This is a genomic window from Pseudomonas sp. ANT_J12 (assembly GCF_008370045.1).
Taxonomy (GTDB): domain Bacteria; phylum Pseudomonadota; class Gammaproteobacteria; order Pseudomonadales; family Pseudomonadaceae; genus Aquipseudomonas.
Map to the genome: position 1 here is coordinate 44,306 of NZ_VOBN01000030.1, position 19,276 is coordinate 63,581.

At 57.5% G+C, this 19,276-nt stretch carries 18 protein-coding genes and 4 tRNA genes; 6 read left to right on the forward strand and 16 right to left on the reverse strand.

The window, feature by feature from the left end:
* Window positions 1-142: 142 nt before the first annotated feature.
* The 10 genes from FQ192_RS31550 to FQ192_RS31595 all read right to left on the reverse strand — a co-directional run bounded on the left by FQ192_RS31550 (window position 143) and on the right by FQ192_RS31595 (window position 9,543).
* The gene (locus FQ192_RS31550; RefSeq protein WP_149661973.1) at window positions 143-2,014 is read right to left on the reverse strand and encodes a SurA N-terminal domain-containing protein; all 1,872 of its coding nucleotides are present in this window, start codon (window positions 2,012-2,014) and stop codon (window positions 143-145) included.
* A 233-nt stretch (window positions 2,015-2,247) separates the two neighbouring features.
* Window positions 2,248-2,520: an HU family DNA-binding protein gene (locus tag FQ192_RS31555; RefSeq protein ID WP_002552737.1), complete on the reverse strand. Its 273-nt coding sequence runs from the start codon at window positions 2,518-2,520 to the stop codon at window positions 2,248-2,250.
* A 148-nt stretch (window positions 2,521-2,668) separates the two neighbouring features.
* Window positions 2,669-5,065 carry an endopeptidase La gene (gene lon / locus FQ192_RS31560; protein WP_133838757.1) on the reverse strand — a complete coding sequence of 799 codons (2,397 nt, stop codon included), beginning with the start codon at window positions 5,063-5,065 and terminating at the stop codon, window positions 2,669-2,671.
* Between the two features lie 161 nt (window positions 5,066-5,226).
* Window positions 5,227-6,510, reverse strand: a complete 1,284-nt coding sequence (gene clpX / locus FQ192_RS31565) for an ATP-dependent Clp protease ATP-binding subunit ClpX (protein WP_133838758.1) — start codon at window positions 6,508-6,510, stop codon at window positions 5,227-5,229.
* 111 nt (window positions 6,511-6,621) lie between these two features.
* The gene (clpP, locus tag FQ192_RS31570; protein WP_008148423.1) at window positions 6,622-7,257 is read right to left on the reverse strand and encodes an ATP-dependent Clp endopeptidase proteolytic subunit ClpP; all 636 of its coding nucleotides are present in this window, start codon (window positions 7,255-7,257) and stop codon (window positions 6,622-6,624) included.
* A 93-nt stretch (window positions 7,258-7,350) separates the two neighbouring features.
* Window positions 7,351-8,661, reverse strand: a complete 1,311-nt coding sequence (gene tig, locus FQ192_RS31575; RefSeq protein ID WP_149661974.1) for a trigger factor — start codon at window positions 8,659-8,661, stop codon at window positions 7,351-7,353.
* A 402-nt stretch (window positions 8,662-9,063) separates the two neighbouring features.
* Window positions 9,064-9,139: transfer RNA gene (locus FQ192_RS31580), tRNA-His, on the reverse strand.
* A 77-nt stretch (window positions 9,140-9,216) separates the two neighbouring features.
* A tRNA-Leu gene (locus tag FQ192_RS31585) sits at window positions 9,217-9,301 on the reverse strand.
* 57 nt (window positions 9,302-9,358) lie between these two features.
* Window positions 9,359-9,434: transfer RNA gene (locus FQ192_RS31590), tRNA-His, on the reverse strand.
* A gap of 32 nt (window positions 9,435-9,466) precedes the next feature.
* Window positions 9,467-9,543: transfer RNA gene (locus FQ192_RS31595), tRNA-Arg, on the reverse strand.
* 274 nt (window positions 9,544-9,817) lie between these two features.
* Between FQ192_RS31595 and folD the strand changes: the two genes are divergently transcribed.
* From folD to pbpG, 3 genes are all read left to right on the forward strand, one after another.
* On the forward strand, window positions 9,818-10,672 hold the full coding sequence (gene folD, locus FQ192_RS31600; RefSeq protein WP_149661975.1) for a bifunctional methylenetetrahydrofolate dehydrogenase/methenyltetrahydrofolate cyclohydrolase FolD: 855 nt from the start codon (window positions 9,818-9,820) through the stop codon (window positions 10,670-10,672).
* A 171-nt stretch (window positions 10,673-10,843) separates the two neighbouring features.
* Entirely contained in the window at window positions 10,844-11,632 is a 789-nt protein-coding gene (mddA, locus tag FQ192_RS31605; protein ID WP_149661976.1) for a methanethiol S-methyltransferase, read from the forward strand.
* Window positions 11,633-11,760: 128 nt separating this feature from the next.
* Window positions 11,761-12,699, forward strand: coding sequence for a D-alanyl-D-alanine endopeptidase (gene pbpG, locus FQ192_RS31610; protein WP_149661977.1), 939 nt, complete (start codon window positions 11,761-11,763; stop codon window positions 12,697-12,699).
* 62 nt (window positions 12,700-12,761) lie between these two features.
* Here the strand turns inward: pbpG and FQ192_RS31615 are convergent, their stop codons facing one another.
* The 3 genes from FQ192_RS31615 to FQ192_RS31625 all read right to left on the reverse strand — a co-directional run bounded on the left by FQ192_RS31615 (window position 12,762) and on the right by FQ192_RS31625 (window position 13,968).
* Entirely contained in the window at window positions 12,762-12,977 is a 216-nt protein-coding gene (locus tag FQ192_RS31615; protein ID WP_149661978.1) for a hypothetical protein, read from the reverse strand.
* Window positions 12,978-12,994: 17 nt separating this feature from the next.
* Window positions 12,995-13,201: a DUF6021 family protein gene (locus tag FQ192_RS31620; RefSeq protein WP_149661979.1), complete on the reverse strand. Its 207-nt coding sequence runs from the start codon at window positions 13,199-13,201 to the stop codon at window positions 12,995-12,997.
* A 95-nt stretch (window positions 13,202-13,296) separates the two neighbouring features.
* A complete protein-coding gene (locus tag FQ192_RS31625) occupies window positions 13,297-13,968 on the reverse strand; it encodes a peptidase C39 family protein (protein ID WP_149661980.1) in 672 nt (223 codons plus the stop codon).
* A 235-nt stretch (window positions 13,969-14,203) separates the two neighbouring features.
* Here FQ192_RS31625 and FQ192_RS34135 point away from each other — a divergent pair, with 235 nt between their 5' ends.
* Window positions 14,204-14,359, forward strand: coding sequence for a hypothetical protein (locus FQ192_RS34135; protein WP_178129300.1), 156 nt, complete (start codon window positions 14,204-14,206; stop codon window positions 14,357-14,359).
* An 85-nt stretch (window positions 14,360-14,444) separates the two neighbouring features.
* Here FQ192_RS34135 and FQ192_RS31630 read toward each other — a convergent pair whose 3' ends face one another.
* Both FQ192_RS31630 and FQ192_RS31635 read right to left on the reverse strand, forming a co-directional pair.
* Complete coding sequence (locus tag FQ192_RS31630; protein ID WP_149661981.1) at window positions 14,445-15,194, reverse strand: TerC family protein; 750 nt, start codon at window positions 15,192-15,194, stop codon at window positions 14,445-14,447.
* Between the two features lie 28 nt (window positions 15,195-15,222).
* On the reverse strand, window positions 15,223-15,465 hold the full coding sequence (locus tag FQ192_RS31635; RefSeq protein ID WP_149661982.1) for a hypothetical protein: 243 nt from the start codon (window positions 15,463-15,465) through the stop codon (window positions 15,223-15,225).
* Between the two features lie 134 nt (window positions 15,466-15,599).
* Between FQ192_RS31635 and nhaR the strand changes: the two genes are divergently transcribed.
* Window positions 15,600-16,499: a transcriptional activator NhaR gene (nhaR, locus tag FQ192_RS31640; RefSeq protein ID WP_149661983.1), complete on the forward strand. Its 900-nt coding sequence runs from the start codon at window positions 15,600-15,602 to the stop codon at window positions 16,497-16,499.
* Here the strand turns inward: nhaR and FQ192_RS31645 are convergent.
* On the reverse strand, window positions 16,486-17,646 hold the full coding sequence (locus tag FQ192_RS31645; RefSeq protein ID WP_149661984.1) for an MFS transporter: 1,161 nt from the start codon (window positions 17,644-17,646) through the stop codon (window positions 16,486-16,488). The genes nhaR and FQ192_RS31645 overlap by 14 nt on opposite strands.
* 333 nt (window positions 17,647-17,979) lie before the next feature.
* On the opposite strand from FQ192_RS31645, the gene sstT reads away from it, so the two are divergent.
* Window positions 17,980-19,212 carry a serine/threonine transporter SstT gene (sstT, locus tag FQ192_RS31650; RefSeq protein ID WP_149661985.1) on the forward strand — a complete coding sequence of 411 codons (1,233 nt, stop codon included), beginning with the start codon at window positions 17,980-17,982 and terminating at the stop codon, window positions 19,210-19,212.
* Window positions 19,213-19,276: the final 64 nt, after the last annotated feature.

The window sequence follows — 19,276 nt, forward strand, 5'->3', positions numbered from 1 at the left end:
TACAGGGGTGTTGACCGTTATATGCGGGAAAAGTCGCATAGATTGATGAATAACCGATGGGCAGGGCAACATTTTTGATCGCCCACAAAAAACCCCGGTCTTTCGACCGGGGTTCTTGTGAAACGCAAAACTCAATCAGCCATTAGTAGCGCTTGATCTCGGCTTCGCTTTCCAACTGCTTGCGGTAAGCCGCAAAGTCTTGCTGGCCAATGCGCGAGGCGAGGAAGCGACGGTACTGAGCCTTCTCTTCATCGGTCGGCGCTGCGGCTTCGTTCACGCCGTTCAAGCGCACGATCACCAGGCTACCATCGGCCAGGGTCACGCTGCTGAAGGTCGGCTTGTCCTTGGCGGCAGGTTTTGGCATGCGGAACAGCGCTTGCAGCACGGTAGGGTCAACCCCTTCCTGTGCGCGAGTGGCGGCCGCAGTGACCTTCCAGTTCTGGCCGTCGATAGCCTTGTCCAGCGGTGTCCTGCCGTCACGCAGGCTGGCGATCAACTGATCAGCCTTGGTCTTGGCGGCAGCACTGGCGTGCTCCTTGGCCAATAGCGTGCGGATGCTGGCGGCAACGCTTTCCAGCGGCAGCTGCGAAGGCTTCAAGTGCTCCTTGGCGCGCAACACGATCACGGTTTCCGGATCGAGCTCGATGGCGGTGCTGTTGGCACCTTCATCCAGCACTTCAGGGCTGAACGCTGCGGTGACCACGGCACGGTTGGCCGCGACACCTTCGCCACCTTCACGGCCGAACGGCGCGGAGGTATGGACGGTCAGTTTCAGGTCCTGCGCTGGCTGGGCCAGGTCAGACGCTTCGAACGAGGAATCTTCCAGTTGCTTGGTCGCCTCGACGAAACGCTGCTCGACCTGCTGGGTTTTCAGCTCGCGGGTCAGCTTGTCCTTGAGACTGGCAAACGTCGGCACTTCCGGCGCTTCAACGCCCAACAGCTTGATCAGGTGGAAACCGAAGCCAGTACGGATTGGCTCCGAAACCTGGTCCTTGTTCAACGAGTACAGGGCTTTTTCGAACACTGGATCGTAAACGCCAGGACCGGCGTAACCGAGGTCACCACCGTTGTTGGCCGAACCTGGGTCCTGGGAGAATTCCTTGGCCAACGCCTCGAATTTCTCACCTTTGGCCAGACGCGCCTGAACTTCTTCGATCTTGGCCTTGGCTTGCGCCTCGGTCACCTTGTCGTTCACTTCGATCAGAATGTGCGCAGCCCGGCGTTGTTCGGCCAGGTTGGCGATTTCTTTCTGATACGCCGCTTGCAGGTCTTCGTCCTTGACGCTGACCTCATTAAAGAAGGAAGCCTTCTTCAACTCCAGGTAATCGATAACCACCTGGTCCGGCGTCATGAACTCCTTGGCGTGTTCGTCGTAGTAAGCCTTGACCTCGTCGTCGGTCAGTTTCACCGCCGTCGGGTCAACCTTGATGTTCAGGGAAGCGAAGTCGCGGGTCTGTTTTTCCAGACGGGCGAAGGCCAACACCTGTGCATCGGTGACGAAGCCGCTACCCGCCAGGCCAGCGCGCAGCTGACCGATCAGCATTTCCTGAGCCAGCATCTGGCGGAACTGCATACGGCTGTAGCCCAGTTGACGGATCACCTGGTCGAAACGCTCAGGGCTGAACTTGCCGTCAACCTGGAATTCAGGCGTCAGCAGGATCACCTGGTCCAAAGCGCCTTCGGAGAAAGCGAATTTCGATTTTTCTGCGCCTTGCAGCAGCAGCTTGCGATCGATCAGGCCTTTGAGGGCCGATTCGCGCAGCATTTTTTCATCGAGTAACGAAGCGTCGAAATCCTTGCCCAGCTGTTGCATCAGCTGACGGCGTTGCATGTCGACGGCCTGGCTCAGCTCGTTCTGGCTGATTTCTTCGCCGTTGACCTTGGCCGCATCATTGCTGTGCGTCGTGGCCTTGAAAATGGCGTCGAAACCGGTCAAAGCCATCAGTGCAACGATGACTCCGATGATGGTCTTGGCAATCCAGCCTTGTGAATTGTCCCTGATATTCTGCAGCATGCGTCCCCCAGAAACGGTTGAACTTCAAAATTAGGCAACCGTGGAGCGTGGGTAGAATCCGGATAGAAGAAAGGCGCATCCGGGGATGCGCCTTCTCGTAACTGGCGGAACGGACCGAGGGTTCGAACTTGCGACCCTCGGTGTCTCAGATCAACGATTTGTTGGCTGGACTACCGCTCCGCTGCCAGGTCAGGCATGACCCCGACCCGGATAGGCAAAAACCTGAATCGAACTTAGTTGACAGCTTCTTTCAGTGCTTTACCGGCTTTGAAACCTGGTTTTTTGGCTGCAGCGATTTCCAGCGTCTTACCGGTCTGTGGGTTACGACCGATGCGAGCAGGACGATCGGTCACGGAGAACGTACCGAAACCCACCAGAACTACGGAGTCGCCAGCCTTGAGAGCGCCAGTGACGGATTCGATTACAGCGTCCAGCGCACGGCCAGCAGCAGCTTTCGGGATATCAGCGGATGCAGCGATAGCATCAATCAGTTCCGACTTGTTCACTCTAAGTCCCCTTATATCTATTTGAGTATGATTCTAAGTTTTTTGGTGAAAGCAAAAACGAGTGCTGAATGGCCTACAGACACTTAAGAGCCGCTTTATAACAAGGGCTCTAAAAAGCTGTCAAGGAAGCCCCCCAGGCAAATGCGTACTAATGCGTGCTAATTCTTTCCTTAGAGTCAGACTCGCGTTTTTCATCCTTTGCAACTATCTCCGGAGCCACATCCGGCAAGGGCTCCGGCGCGTATTGCAGCGCAATTTGCAGGACCTCGTCAATCCATTTAACTGGTTTAATCTGCAGATCTTGCTTGATATTGTCAGGAATTTCCTTCAGATCGCGTACGTTCTCTTCAGGAATGATCACGGTCTTGATCCCGCCACGGTGAGCCGCGAGCAGTTTTTCCTTCAAACCGCCGATCGCCAGCACTTGGCCACGCAGGGTAATTTCGCCAGTCATGGCGACGTCCGCGCGTACAGGAATGCCAGTCAATGCCGACACCAGGGCCGTGCACATGCCTACACCAGCGCTAGGGCCGTCCTTCGGGGTCGCCCCTTCCGGCATGTGGATGTGCGTGTCGCGCTTCTCGTGGAAGTCCAGGGGGATCCCTAGGCTCTTGGCACGGCTGCGGACCACGGTCAGGGCGGCAGTGATCGATTCGACCATCACATCCCCCAGGGAACCGGTCTTGATCAACTGGCCTTTACCCGGAACGACAGCGGCTTCGATGGTCAGCAGTTCCCCACCCACCTGAGTCCACGCCAGGCCGGTCACTTGACCGATCTGATCCTGGGATTCAGCCAGGCCGTAGCGGAATTTGCGCACACCCAGGAAGTGTTCCAGCATCTCGGCAGTCACCTTCACCGAGAAGCGTTTTTCCAGTGCGTGCTCTTTGACCGTCTTGCGGCAAACCTTGGCAATCTGGCGCTCAAGCCCCCGCACACCGGCTTCGCGGGTGTAATAGCGGATGATGTCGCGGATCGCTTCGGCGTCGAATTCCAGCTCACCTTTCTTCAGACCGTTGGCAGCAATCTGCTTCGGCGAGAGGTACTTGACGGCGATGTTGATCTTCTCGTCTTCCGTGTAGCCCGGCAGACGAATCACTTCCATCCGGTCCAGCAGCGCCGGCGGAATGTTCATGGAGTTGGAGGTGCAAAGGAACATCACATCGGACAGGTCGTAATCGACTTCCAGATAGTGATCGTTGAAGTTGTGGTTCTGCTCCGGATCGAGCACTTCCAGCAACGCAGACGCTGGATCACCGCGCATATCGCTGCCCATTTTGTCGATTTCATCGAGCAGGAACAGCGGGTTGCGAACCCCGACCTTTGTCATCTTTTGAATCAATCTTCCTGGCATCGAACCGATATAAGTACGGCGATGACCACGAATTTCCGCTTCATCGCGCACGCCACCGAGGGCCATACGGACGAATTTACGGTTGGTGGCGTGCGCGATCGACTCCGCCAGAGAGGTTTTACCCACCCCCGGAGGACCGACCAGGCACAACACCGGACCACGAATTTTCTTCACGCGCTTTTGCACGGCGAGGTATTCGAGGATGCGTTCCTTCACTTCGTCCAGACCATAGTGGTCGGCGTCGAGAATGTCTTCGGCACGGGCCAGGTCCAGACGCACTTTGCTCTGAGCCTTCCACGGCACCTGAACCAACCAGTCGATATACGAACGCACCACGGTCGCTTCCGCAGACATTGGTGACATTTGTTTCAGCTTGTTCAGTTCGCCCTGCGCTTTGGCCAAGGCGTCTTTCGGCAGGCCGGCGGCATCGATGCGCTTTTTCAGCTCTTCGATTTCGTTGTGGCCTTCCTCGCTGTCGCCGAGCTCCTTCTGAATGGCCTTCATCTGCTCATTCAGGTAGTACTCGCGCTGACTGCGCTCCATTTGTTTTTTGACGCGACCGCGAATGCGTTTTTCGACTTGCAGCAGGTCGATCTCGGCATCCAGCAACGCCAGGACGTGCTCGACCCGGGCCGACAAATCGATGATTTCGAGGATTTCCTGCTTCTGCTCGATCTTCAGGGCCATGTGTGCGGCCATGGTGTCGACCAGGCGCCCTGGTTCGTCGATGCTGTTGAGCGACGACAGGACTTCAGCCGGGACTTTCTTGCCCAACTGCACATATTGTTCGAACTGAGCCAGCAGGCTACGGACAAACACTTCCGACTCGCGCTCAGGCGCGTCGACTTCGTCGATCAGCGAGACTTCGGCACGGCAATGGCCGTCCACTTCGCTGAAGCGCTCCACGGCGCCCCGCTGCTCGCCTTCGACCAGAACCTTGACGGTGCCGTCAGGCAGCTTGAGCAGTTGCAGAACAGTGGCGATGGTACCTACGCGATAAAGTGCTTCTTCACCGGGATCGTCGTCAGCAGGGTTCCGCTGAGCCAGCAGAAGGATCTGCTTGTCGCCCGTCATCGCAGCCTCGAGGGCTTCGATGGATTTCTCGCGCCCCACGAACAGCGGGATAACCATGTGCGGATAAACCACGACATCACGCAATGGCAAGAGAGGCAATTCGATGGTTGTCTTCATGATTTCGCCTCTACGGCGGCCATAAGGCCGTAAACAGATGGAAGTAAGCTTGAAACCAAGATGGGGGCTGCTTTCAAAAAAAACAAGCGCAAAGAGGGTGTTAAAACGGTTTAAAAGAAAAGGGGCCCGAAGGCCCCTTCTTTATTCCAGCTGCGTGACGCTTAAGCGTCTGGCGCGGCCTTGGCTGTCGGCTCACTGTTTTCGTAGATATACAGTGGCTTGGACTTGCCTTCGATAACGCTTTCATCGATCACTACTTTGCTCACCTCGGACTGCGAGGGGATTTCATACATAGTGTCGAGCAATACGCCTTCGAGAATCGAGCGCAGTCCACGGGCACCGGTCTTGCGTTCCAGGGCACGTTTGGCGACCGATTTCAGTGCGTCGGCCCGGAATTCCAGGTCCACGCCTTCCATCTCGAACAGCTTGGCATACTGCTTGGTCAGAGCATTTTTCGGCTCGGTCAGGATCTGCATCAACGCAGCCTCATCAAGCTCGTCCAGCGTGGCGAGGACCGGCAGACGACCGACGAATTCCGGGATCAGACCGAACTTGACCAGATCGTCAGGCTCGACTTCACGCAGGGATTCACCGACTTTCTTACCTTCTTCCTTGCTGCGTACCTCGGCGTTGAAGCCGATGCCGCCACGGGTGGAGCGCTGTTGAATAACCTTCTCCAGACCGGAGAACGCACCACCGCAAATGAACAGGATGTTACGGGTGTCGACCTGAAGGAATTCCTGCTGCGGATGCTTGCGGCCACCTTGCGGCGGAACGGAAGCGACCGTGCCTTCGATCAACTTGAGCAAGGCCTGCTGCACGCCTTCACCAGAAACGTCCCGGGTGATCGACGGGTTGTCAGACTTGCGCGAAATCTTGTCGATTTCATCGATGTAGACAATGCCCATCTGGGCCTTTTCCACATCGTAATCGCACTTCTGCAGCAGCTTCTGAATGATGTTCTCGACATCTTCCCCTACGTAACCCGCCTCGGTGAGGGTGGTTGCGTCGGCGATGGTGAACGGAACGTTCAACAAGCGGGCCAGTGTTTCGGCAAGCAGGGTTTTACCCGAGCCTGTCGGGCCGATCAGCAAGATGTTGCTTTTGCCGAGTTCGACGTCGTCATTCTTTTTGTCACGCTGGTTCAGGCGTTTGTAGTGGTTATACACCGCTACGGCCAGAACCTTTTTCGCACGCTCTTGACCAATCACATACTGATCAAGGATGCCGCTGATTTCTTTAGGCGAAGGCAATTTATGCGCGCTGCTCTCGGCCTGGGCTTCCTGCACCTCCTCTCGGATGATGTCATTGCACAGGTCGACGCACTCGTCGCAGATAAAGACCGAGGGGCCGGCAATCAATTTGCGCACTTCATGCTGGCTTTTGCCACAGAAGGAGCAATAGAGCAGCTTGCCGTTGTCCTCGCCGTTGCGGGTGTCAGTCATTCGTTCGATCCAAATCCGATAGGCTTGCAACACAAGATGAAGGCTATTGCGGGCTTTTTCAAGCCCGCTAGTGATCGGAGCGGCCGACCAAGCCTATTTTGAGCTGCTTATTTAAGCGGGCCGCTGGCTGATCACTTCATCGATCAACCCGTACTCACGCGCGGCTTCTGCGCTCATGAAGTTGTCGCGGTTGGTGTCGCGTTCGATTTCTTCCAGTGTGTGCCCGCTGTGCTTGGCCATCAGCGTGTTGAGACGCTCACGAATGAAGAGGATTTCCTTGGCATGGATTTCGATATCCGATGCCTGACCCTGGAAACCGCCCAATGGCTGGTGAATCATCACACGCGAGTTCGGCAGGCAGAAACGCTTGCCAGCGGCACCGGCCGTCAGCAGGAACGCACCCATGCTGCACGCCTGGCCGATACAGGTAGTCGACACGTTGGGTTTGATGAACTGCATGGTGTCGTAGATCGACATGCCTGCTGTCACCGAACCGCCCGGGGAGTTGATATAGAGATGGATGTCCTTGTCCGGGTTTTCCGCTTCAAGGAACAGCAGTTGCGCACAGATCAGGTTGGCCATGTAGTCCTCTACCGGACCAACCAGAAAGATCACTCGCTCCTTGAGGAGACGCGAGTAAATGTCGTAAGCGCGCTCGCCACGAGCAGACTGCTCGACAACCATCGGGACCAGGCCGCCTGCGGCCTGGATATCAGAGTTCTGCTGAATATACGAATTACGGAACATGCTCTGCAGTCACTCCCAAATAGTTATGTCTTGAATACGCATAAGCCAGCGCGAAGGCTGGCTTATGGTGATTACTTCTTAGCGCAGAAACGATCAGTCGGCTTGTGGAGCTTCTACCGGCTTGACTGCTTCTTCGTAAGAGACCGCTTTGTCGGTCACGTTTGCCTTCTGCAGAACAGTATCCACAACTTGTTCTTCCAGCACAACCGAACGGACTTCGTTCAGTTGCTGGTCGTTCTTGTAGTACCAGGACACAACCTGCTCAGGCTCTTGGTAGGCCGAAGCCATTTCCTGAATCATTTCGCGAACGCGGGCTTCGTCAGGCTTGAGGTCGAACTGCTTGACCACTTCAGCCACGATCAGACCCAGCACAACGCGGCGCTTGGCTTGTTCTTCGAACAGCTCGGCCGGCAGTTGGTCAGGCTTGATGTTGCCGCCGAATTGCTGAACAGCCTGCACGCGCAGACGGTCAACTTCGTTGGACAACAGAGCCTTTGGCACTTCGATCGGGTTGGTGGTCAGCAGACCGTCCATTACCTGATTCTTGACCTTGGATTTGATCGCCTGACGCAGCTCGCGCTCCATGTTCTTGCGAACTTCGGTGCGGAAGCCTTCCAGACCGGTTTCCTTGATGCCGAATTGAGCGAAGAATTCTTCAGTCAGCTCAGGCAGTTTTGGCTCGGAAACAGTGTTCACGGTCACGGTGAACTCAGCAGTCTTACCTGCCAGGTCGAGGTTCTGGTAGTCCTCTGGGAAGGTCAGGTTCAGAACGCGTTCTTCGCCGGCTTTAGCGCCAACCAGACCGTCTTCGAAACCAGGGATCATGCGGCCGGAACCCAGAACCAGCTGAGTACCTTTGGCGGAACCGCCAGCGAACACTTCACCGTCAACCTTGCCAACGAAATCGATGTTCAGTTGGTCTTCGTTCTGGGCAGCACGATCGGCTACTTCGAAACGGGTGTTTTGCTTACGCAGGATGTCGAGCATCTTGTCCAGGTCAGCGTCAGCCACGTCAGCGCTCAGGCGCTCGACAGTGATGCCTTCGAAACCGGCTACAGTGAACTCAGGGAACACTTCAAAAATCGCGACGTATTCCAGATCCTTGCCAGCTTCGATCGATTTAGGCTCGATCGAAGGAGCGCCAGCCGGGTTCAGCTTCTGCTCAACGACAGCTTCGTAGAAGGAGGACTGGATCACGTCGCCTACAGCTTCCTGGCGTGCATCAGCACCGAAACGGCGCTTGATTTCACTCATTGGCACTTTGCCTGGACGGAAGCCAGCAATCTTGGCCTTTTGGGCGGTCTGCTGCAGACGCTTGTTGACCTGAGTCTCGATGCGCTCAGCCGGCACGGTGATGCTCATGCGGCGCTCAAGAGCAGAAGTATTTTCAACAGAAACTTGCATGGATATTCCTCGTTGCACAGACGTTAGCCGGCCGTTTCCGACCCCAGAATCAAGGGCATGCATTCTAGTGGGTCAAACTCAAGAAGTCACCCTACTGAAAACGGGTAAAAAAACAGCAGGCAATTTATAGGCGAGGGACAAACGGTTGTGCCTCGCCCTGTTAGCAAATACAGCCAGTCAAGCCAGGGCTCTGCACCACCTCTTCTATATATAGAAGAAGTAGCAGGCATCTCCCTGACAGCCGACCTTGCGAGCAAGGTCGGCGGGCGGCGCGGCATCATCGAGAAACATAAATACGACGAAACACCCCACCCCGGCGACCCAGAACCTGCAGCCGCTGAACACTCGAACCGCTAAAACAAAAAAGGCGCCAGACTATTAAATCTGGCGCCTTTCGAAATATGGGGTGGACGAAGGGGATCGAACCCTCGACAACGGGAGTCACAATCCCGTGCTCTACCAACTGAGCTACGCCCACCATATTGCCTCACAAGAAAGTCAAACAACTTCCTTGCTGCGCCCCCACCGGATCAACGACCCGGGTGAAGCTTTATTTGGTGCGGATGAAGAGACTCGAACTCTTACGCCTCGCGGCGCTGGAACCTAAATCCAGTGTGTCTACCAATTCCACCACATCCGCGGCTTGAAGCTGTTAAAGCAAAGGCGCCAGACTGTTAATCTGGCGCCTTTCGAAATATGGGGTGGACGAAGGGGATCGAACCCTCGACAACGGGAGTCACAATCCCGTGCTCTACCAACTGAGCTACGCCCACCATATTGCGCTACTTGTGCCAAAGCTGCCTAATGGCGCACCCGGCAGGACTCGAACCTGCGACCATCCGCTTAGAAGGCGGATGCTCTATCCAGCTGAGCTACGGGCGCCTTATTAATCTGTACTCTTGGAGGACTACAAACTAAGTGCTTCCAGCCTCACGGAACCGTAATCCCGCTTGACCTTCTCATCCAGTGCTAGGCTGTGCCCGACAAGTGCGACGAATAGTATAGAGCGCCCCAAAGCCCGTCAAATCCTTTTTAAAAAAAATTCATTTAATTAAAGGGCTTAGAGGAATTTGCAGACCAAGCGCCTTTGCCCTCGCCGCCTGACATGCGAGAATGCGCCCTCTTTTTTCCCCCTCTCGATGGTTAATCACGCGCAATGACTGCACAACTTATCGACGGCAAGTCAATCGCCGCCAGCCTGCGCCAGCAGATCGCCAAACGAGTCGCCGAACGTCGCCAGCAAGGCCTGCGCACGCCCGGTCTCGCGGTGATCCTGGTCGGCAGCGATCCTGCCTCTCAGGTTTATGTCTCGCACAAGCGTAAAGACTGTGAAGAGGTCGGCTTCCTGTCCCAGGCCTACGACCTGCCTTCTGAAACCACTCAGCAAGCGCTGACCGAGCTGATTGATCGCCTGAACGACGACCCGGCAATCGACGGCGTTCTGCTTCAGCTTCCTTTACCTGCCCACCTGGACTCCTCCAAATTGCTGGAGCGCATTCGTCCGGATAAAGATGTCGACGGTTTCCACCCGTATAACGTCGGTCGCCTGGCCCAACGCATTCCACTGCTGCGCCCCTGCACACCCAAAGGCATCATGACCCTGCTGGAAAGCACCGGAGCGGATCTTTACGGGATGGACGCGGTGATTGTCGGCGCTTCCAACATTGTTGGCCGTCCGATGGCGATGGAATTGCTGCTGGCCGGCTGCACCGTGACGGTCACTCACCGCTTCACCAAGGATCTGGCCGGCCACGTTGGCCGTGCCGATCTGGTCGTGGTTGCCGCCGGCAAGCCGGGCCTGGTCAAGGGCGAGTGGATCAAGGAAGGCGCGATCGTGATCGACGTCGGCATCAACCGCCAGGAAGACGGCAAGCTGGTGGGTGACGTGATCTACGAAACCGCCCTGCCCCGCGCCGGCTGGATTACTCCAGTGCCTGGCGGTGTAGGTCCGATGACGCGTGCCTGCCTGCTGGAAAATACGTTGTACGCAGCGGAGACGCTGCACGACTGAGTTCCCAGGCGTGCCGCATACAAGAGCCCCGCTAATTGCGGGGCTTTTTGTTTTTTGGGCACTGGACAAACAACCCGCGAGTTTCAGAATAAAGAGACAGGCCATCGGGCAAATGACCTACAGACCTCAGCGGGACAAACGGATACAAATGGCACTCGCTAGGAGCCGTTCATGAAGCCGAGCAACCCCACTCAACAGCGCACGCTTGCATTCGCGGGCAAACTGGCGGGCCTGCTTTATAGCCTCTGTTGTTATGTGTTTTTCCTGCTCACTGCGCTGTACATGATTGGCTTTCTCTCCGGTATTGGTGTGCCCAAGGACATTAATACCGGGCCCGGCCTCAACTGGCCCCTGGCGGTTATCGTCGACACCTTGCTGATTACGCTTTTTGCGGTCCAGCACAGCGGCATGGCGCGAATGCGCTTCAAACGCTGGTGGACCGGATTCATCCCGGCGCCTATCGAACGCGCGACCTACGTCCTGTCTTCCTGCCTGGTGCTCGTGCTGCTTTTCTGGTTGTGGCAACCCATCGAAGTATCGATCTGGAGCGTCACGTCCGCCTGGGGCCATGGATTGCTAATGGCGCTGTTCTGGCTGGGTTGGGGCGTGGTGGTGCTCGCGACTTTTCTGATCAGCCATTTCGAATTGCTGGGCATAAAGCAGGCCCTCAACGCCTTTTATCCTGACCGGCGTCAGAGCCCAACCTTCAAAACCCCGTTGCTCTACAAAGCGGTTCGTCACCCCTTGTACCTCGGGTTTCTGATCGTATTCTGGGCGACACCCGAGATGACCGCCGGACATCTTCTGTTCGCGCTACTGAACACGCTCTACATTCTGATCGGCGTTCATTTTGAAGAGAAAGATCTGCTGGAAATGTTTGGCGAACACTATCGACGCTATCAACATAACGTCGCGGCGCTTGTGCCCTTGATCAAACGCAAACCCACCAAAAAACATTAAATTTTCTTCATATAAAGCGCTCGTCATACGGGCGCCTAGCGCTTTCGTGGCTCATACTCCTAGAATGCGTCGTTTTTAAGAAACAGCCCGTAACAAAACGGCATATCCACCCTTATGAGTTCGCCCGCGTGAAAATCCGTCTTTCCATCCTGAGCCTATTTTTTGCGTTGACAGGGACTGTTATCACGCCAATCACCCACGCTGCGGAAACCACCGCAGCACCACGCGACGCCTCGCAACTCAAGATTGCTTCTGGCAGCGCTCTGCTTATGGATTTGCAGACCAACAAAGTCATTTACGCCAACAACCCTGACGTGGTGGTGCCGATCGCCTCGGTCAGCAAACTGATGACGGGACTAGTAGTGGTTGAAGCCCGCCAGAACATGGATGAGTACATCAACGTCGACATCAGTCACACGCCGGAAATGAAAGGCGTGTTTTCGCGGGTCAAGCTCAATAGCGAGCTGCCGCGCAAGAAGATGCTGCTGATTGCGCTGATGTCCTCGGAAAACCGCGCAGCCGCCACCCTCGCCCACCATTACCCGGGCGGCTACGTCGCGTTCATTGCAGCCATGAACGCCAAGGCCAAGGCGCTGGGCATGTCCAGCACCCACTTCGTCGAACCCACCGGGCTTTCTCCGCGCAACGTCTCGACGGCGCGTGACTTGAGCAAATTGCTGATCGCGGCGCACAAATACCCGCTGCTGACTGAGCTGACCACCACCAAGGAAACCACCGTAGCGTTCCGCAAACCCAACTACACCCTGGGCTTTCACAACACCGACCATTTGGTGAACAAGCCCAATTGGGACATCAAAATCACCAAGACCGGCTTTACCAACGAGGCCGGGCACTGTCTGGTGCTGGTGACTAGCATGGGCAATCGCCCGGTGGCGCTGGTGATTCTCGACGCATTCGGCAAGTACACACACTTTGCCGACGCCAGCCGGATCCGCAGCTGGGTTGAAACGGGCCGCAGCACCGAAGCCCCCTCCGTTGCCTTACAGTACAAAGCGGCGAAGAATCTGAAGCACCGTCAGAGCGGTGTGGTTGAAGCCTCGAAATAAACCGGCGACAGCAACAACAAAGCCCCGATTTGTCGGGGCTTTTTTTATCGCGAATCCGCGGGCTAATCGTTGGGCAACGGCATCTGGTCGTCATCGGGAATGCCATCTCCGGCACTCGGGTCTTTGTGGCCTTGCGGATGCTCCGTCGGCACCACCATGGGACGCGCCAACGGATCCCTCATCGGACCGTCCGGATCCAGCACAGGGTCGATGTCATCTTCGGGGGTCGCTGGGACGCTGTCCGGACCTTTGTCATCAAAACTCGAATCGGTAGACATAAACACCTCACTGCAGGTCAGGGTTTGAGATCAGCCAACGGGTCGTAGGGCTTGGCCGGTTTCTTGTCATCCTCGCCCGGCTTGATATCCCGGGGCGCCCTGGCGGGGCCGACGGGATCGACCTGAGGGTCAGCGAGGTCCGGCGAGTCAGGATCGAAATCCAGTTCATGACCGGACGAATGCTCGGAAGAATGCGGACCGTCTGGGGTAGTGGAATGTGCCATGGACGCCTCCTTGGGTCTGGCCCGGAGAAATCCGGGCCCTACCCATAAGAGGCCAAGGGCACGCGACGGTGCCCTGGAGATGACGAACGGAGCTGCTATTGAGCCTGCAACGCCTTGGTCGCCCGTGCGGCGGCCTGTTCCTGCCCCGCCTGTCCCAATTCGCTCGCGGCCTTGAGCCAGCGTTGTTCATCAACCCTGGCCGGAATCTGGTTCGGCTTCTGGATCAGCACGGCCCAGCCGCCCGCATCCTTGAAGGATGACTCAAACGAATTGAAACCCATCAACAAGCGACGGTTCATCCCGGAGCGCAACAACACCGTCTGCTTCTGTCGGTTGTAGCCAGCCAGGATGGCGTAGCGCGGTTCGGCCCAGAAAGCCGAGCCTTCGGTGAAACGCACCATCACCGGATAACCGGCGGCGACCTGGGTCAGCAACGCCGGCAGATGACTGTCGAGGGGATACACCACCATGCCGTACTCGCGGGCCAGGTTCTGCATGTTCTGCTGCAACTGCGCTTCGGCACCCGGCAAATGCAGCGGCTTTTCCAGCAGCCCTGGCGTGATCACCACGCCTTGTTGGGACAACATGCTGGCAAGGACTTGTGGCCCACTTTGATTGGCCTCGCCGCGATAAAACGTACCGCTGAGTTCAACACGCTCCGGCAGTCGCTTGACCTCCGGCGCCACACTGCCGGCGCAACCCGCCAACACGCCGACGCAGCCCATCACCAGCACCGCAGAACGAATTCGAGAAAATACCCGCACCATCATCACTCTCTTGTTCAGACGCCGGCAATCGCGCTCCCGGCTTGGCCACTGATCATAGGACGCCACGGGACAGCGGTATAGCCTTAACCGGCAGTTGTTTGCGTTCGATAGAGCGAAGTGGTTGGTGACAGGCGACCTTTGGTCAATAGCCTGAAACACAGCAGCGACTAGACTGTCACTTGCATAGCGTGTGTGCCCGCAGCAGGGCAAAGAGGAGGCACCGATGAGCCTGGCAATGACAATCGTAATGCTGATTTCCGGCTGGCTGGCCGTGGCCGCCGCCATGTTGTGGGGAGTCCTGCGCATCACCCGGCGGCACCATCATCATCCGGTGCACTCGGCCCCCGCCAAACCTGATCAACCGGCGGCACGCCCCGCCACTGCGCACTGACCGGCATTTTTTCCAACCGCCAAAAACAAAAACGGCCGCCTGGACTCTTTCGAGTGCAGGCGGCCGTTCTGTTTAGCGCTGATTTTTACGCTTCAACAGACAAGCGCTTCTGCTTGGCCCGCCGGGACATCATGTTCAAGCCCTCGATCGTGGCCGAGAAGGCCATGGCCGCGTAGACGTAGCCTTTCGGTACGTGGGCGCCGAAGCCTTCGGCGATCAGCGTCATGCCGATCATGATCAGGAAGCCCAGGGCCAGCATCACCACGGTCGGGTTGTCGTTGATGAACTTGGCCAGCGGATCAGCCGCCAACAACATCACCAGTACCGACACCACCACTGCGATGATCATGATCGGCAAATGCTCGGTCATGCCGACAGCGGTAATGATGCTGTCGATGGAGAACACCATGTCCAGCATCAGGATCTGCCCGATCGCCGCAGCAAAGCCCAGGCTGACGCCGGAGGTGGCCGACTTCGGATCATCCGGCGCCGGGTCCATGCTGTGATGGATCTCGGTGGTGGCTTTCCACAACAGGAACAGGCCACCGGCGATCAGGATCATGTCCTTCCAGGAGAACGTCTGGCCGAGGATATCGATCACCGGCTCGGTCAACTGGACGATGAAGGCAATGGTGCTCAACAGTGCCAGACGCAGGATCAACGCCATGCCGATACCGATGCGGCGCGCTTTCTGCCGATGCTGCTCCGGCAGTTTATTGGTCAGGATCGAGATGAAGATCAGGTTATCGATGCCGAGCACGATTTCCATGACGATCAACGTGGCCAGGGCGACCCACGCGGTGGGGCTGGCGGCTAGTTCTACAAGGTATTCCATGGGTCAGTCCTGACTCGCTTAAGACGATTTAGATTTCCTGGGACGAAGATTCGGTGTTCCCTTTCTCTTCGGCCGGTTGTTCTTTCTTGCTGATCAGGCCGCCGGTGGCATCACTGAGCGCCTGTTCCGCGGCTTTATGGGTGTCGTCGATGGCCTGTTTGGCACTCTCGGTGGCCTTGCCCATCAACTGCTGGGCGCTCTTTTCGGCCTGGTCACAACCGGCCAATACCAGTAAAGACGTGATCAACAGCGCCGTAGCGGTAAGTTTCATAGGGCTTTCCTCGTTAGAACGGACAGCGCGAAAAGCCGCCCCGTCGATAGCGAGGCATTCTAGGGAGGCAAACACTTCAGTAAAATTCGTATTTTTAACGGTTATACTTCGGTTTTAACGAAGTGTAGGTCGCCATGCTGAATTATCGCCAGCTGCATTACTTCTGGGTGGTGGCCAAGACCGGCAGCATCGTGCGCGCCTGCGAGCAGTTGAACCTGACGCCGCAAACCATCAGCGGACAGATTTCCTTGTTTGAGCAAACCTACGGCATCGAGTTGTTTCGCCGGGTCGGCCGCAACCTGGAACTCACCGAAGCCGGGCGCCAGACCCTGCCCTACGCCGAGCAGATGTTCCAGCTCGGCGGCGAACTGGAGCTGATGCTCCGCGCCCAACCCAATGAGCAGCAGATTCTGTTCCGGGTCGGCGTGGCGGATGTGGTGCCCAAATCCATCGTCTATCGCCTGATCGCGCCGACCATGGAATTGAGCGAGCCGCTGCGCATCACCTGTCGCGAGGACAAGCTGGAACGCTTGCTCGCCGACCTGGCGATCCAGCGCCTGGACCTGGTGATTTCCGACAGCCCGATGCCGTCGCACCTGGACATCAAGGGCTACAGCCAGAAACTCGGGGAATGCGGGATCAGTTTTTTTGCGACGAAAGAACTGACGGCGCAGTACGGCCAGGATTTCCCGCGCAGCCTGCACGGCGCACCGCTGCTGATTCCCGGACCGGAAACCGTGGTGCGCAGTCGTTTGCAACGCTGGTTCGCCGAGCAGCAGATTCAGCCGCGCATCGTTGGTGAGTTCGACGACAGCGCACTGATGCAAGCTTTCGGCCAATCCGGCAGCGGGATTTTCATCGGCCCGAGCGTGATTGCCGACGAGGTGAAACGCCAATACGGCGTGGAGTTGATCGGCCAGACCGACGCGGTGACCGAGTCGTTCTACGCCATTTCAGTGGAACGCAAGGTCAAGCACCCCGGCATCGTTGCGATTACCGAAGGTGCCCGACGCGAGCTGTTTACTGAACTGTGAGGATCTCGCGCGGCTTCATGGTCATCAGCGCCATGGCCAGCAGGATCGAAGCCAGGATGAAAGCGGCCGCCGCGAAACCCAGTCCACTAAGGCCGACAGCATTGATCACCCGACCGCCCACCATCGCGCCCAGGCCAATCCCGAGGTTGGCCCCGGCGATGTTCAGCGATGCGGCAAAGGCCGGCGCCTCGGGAGCGGCTTTCATCAACCGCACATGGCTGACCAAAAACAGGGCCGCCTGAGTGATCCCCCAAATGCCCATTGCCGCCGCCAGCCCCAGCGGCGAATGAATATTCGGCACCAACGCGATCATGCCGGCAATCAAGAATGCGCAGAACATCATCGACGCGATCAGCGGGTGCCGATCCACCGCACGACCGCCCCACCAGTTGCCGATCAGCCCCACCGCACCGAAGCCCATCAGGCACCAGCCGACCAGCGTGCCGTTGAAACCGGCCAGGCGTTCAAGAATGTCCGCCAGGTAGGTATAAGCGGTGAACATGCCGGTAAACACCAGGATCGACAGCAGCACATGCCCGATCATCAACGGGCTGCGCAGGATTTTGAACTGCGAACGAAAGCTCACCTGATTCTGATGCAGGAGCGTGCCCGGCAAATAGATGAACAGCAGCAAGGCCTTGGCAAACGCGATCACTGCCAGGATGCCAAAGGCGCTGCGCCAGCCGAAGGCATCGGAAATCAGCGTGCCAACCGGAATCCCAAACACCATGGCGCAGACGATGCCAAACCCGATCTTGGAAATGGCGCGCCCCGCGTGATCCGGACCGACGATGTCCACCGCCGTCTCGCTGGCCAGGGCCCAGAACACCGGCAAGCCCAGCGCGGGAATCAACCGGGCGAAGGCCATCACCCAGATATTCGGCGCCAACGCCGCGACCGTGTTGGCCACGCCAAACATGATCAGCACCGAGATAAACAGTTTACGGCGCTCGAAGCGTGCGAAGTACGCGGTCAGGAACGGACCAAACGCAGCCACGGTAAAGGCGAACAACGTCACCAGCAGACCGGCCTGGGGAATGCTGACCTCCAGGTCTCGGGCAATCGCCGGCAACAGGCCGACGATGATGAACTCCGTGGTCAGCACCGTGAAACCGGCGGCCGACAACAGAAGAATGGGCAGCAACATGCGGAACTCCAGAAAACGACGACAGCAGCGATAGCCCGGAAGGCCCGCTGGCAGAACTTGAAAATGAGGAGGGCGAATCTTAACAGAGTGTTTCCCGAGCGGGTTGCACGAACCTGCCGATTACGTTGAAACCCGGGTGGCAGATCGTCACAGGTCTGAAGGATGGGGACGACCCTGTGATAAAGTCCGCGCCCTGCGATTCGTACACCCTGTTCATCGGCCAGTTGCTGGCCTTGATGGCGCGATATCCCTCGGTTCCTCCATGTGGCCTGCCCCGCTTATTGCTGCGTGACCTGCGAAACCCTGTACCCAAAAAAAATCAGAGATACCGTTATGAGCGCTTCAACCCCTTCCCTATTGCACCGTTTGAAACGCACCAGCCTGGTCACGCAAATCATCATCGGCCTGATCGCCGGGATTGCCCTGGCCCTGTTCGCGCCGGACGTGGCGAAGTCCACTGCGTTCATCGGCAAAGTGTTTGTCGCCGCGCTGAAAGCCGTCGCGCCGATTTTGGTGTTCGTGCTGGTCATGGCCTCGATCGCCAACCATAAACACGGTCAGGAAACCCACATCCGGCCGATTCTGTTTCTTTATTTGCTGGGCACGTTTGCCGCCGCCGTGGTCGCGGTGGTGGCCAGCACGCTGTTCCCGTCGAGCCTGGTGTTGGCGACACATGATGTCGCGGTGACGGCGCCGGGCGGTATCGGTGAAGTGCTGCAAAGCCTGCTGCTGAGTGTGGTCGACAACCCGGTCAACGCGCTGATGAACGCCAATTTCATCGGCATTCTGGCGTGGGCAATCGGCATGGGCATTGCCATCCGGCATGCCGGCGATACCACCCGCGAGGTGCTCGGTGACTTGTCCAACGGCGTGACCTTGATCGTGCGCCTGGTGATTCGCTTCGCACCGCTGGGGATTTTCGGGCTGGTGGCTTCGACCCTGGCCACCTCGGGCTTCGGTGCGTTGATCGGTTACATGCACCTGCTGGCCGTATTGCTCGGCTGCATGCTGTTCGTGGCGCTGGTGATGAACCCGGCCATCGTGTTCTGGAAACTGCGCCGCAACCCGTATCCGCTGGTGCTGATGTGTTTGCGGGAAAGCGGGATCACCGCGTTCTTCACCCGCAGTTCGGCGGCGAACATTCCGGTTAACCTGGAATTGAGCAGGCGCCTGGGTTTGCATGAAGACACCTACTCGGTGTCGATCCCGCTCGGTGCGACCATCAACATGGCCGGTGCGGCGATCACGATTACCGTGCTGACCCTGGCGGCCGTGCATACGTTGGGGATTACCGTGGACATTCCGACCGCCATTTTGCTCAGCGTCGTCGCGGCGATTTGTGCGTGTGGTGCTTCGGGTGTGGCGGGTGGTTCGCTGTTGCTGATCCCGTTGGCGTGCAGCCTGTTCGGCATTCCGAGCGAAATCGCGATGCAGGTGGTGGCGGTGGGTTTCATTATTGGTGTATTGCAGGATTCGGCGGAAACGGCGTTGAATTCGTCTACCGATGTGTTGTTCACAGCCGCAGCGTGTTTGGGTGAAGACGAAAAAGCCCAACGTCTGGCGTAACACCGGACCCTGTAGGAGCCAGGCTTGCCGGCGAAGGCGATCTTGAGTACGCCTTCGCCGGCAA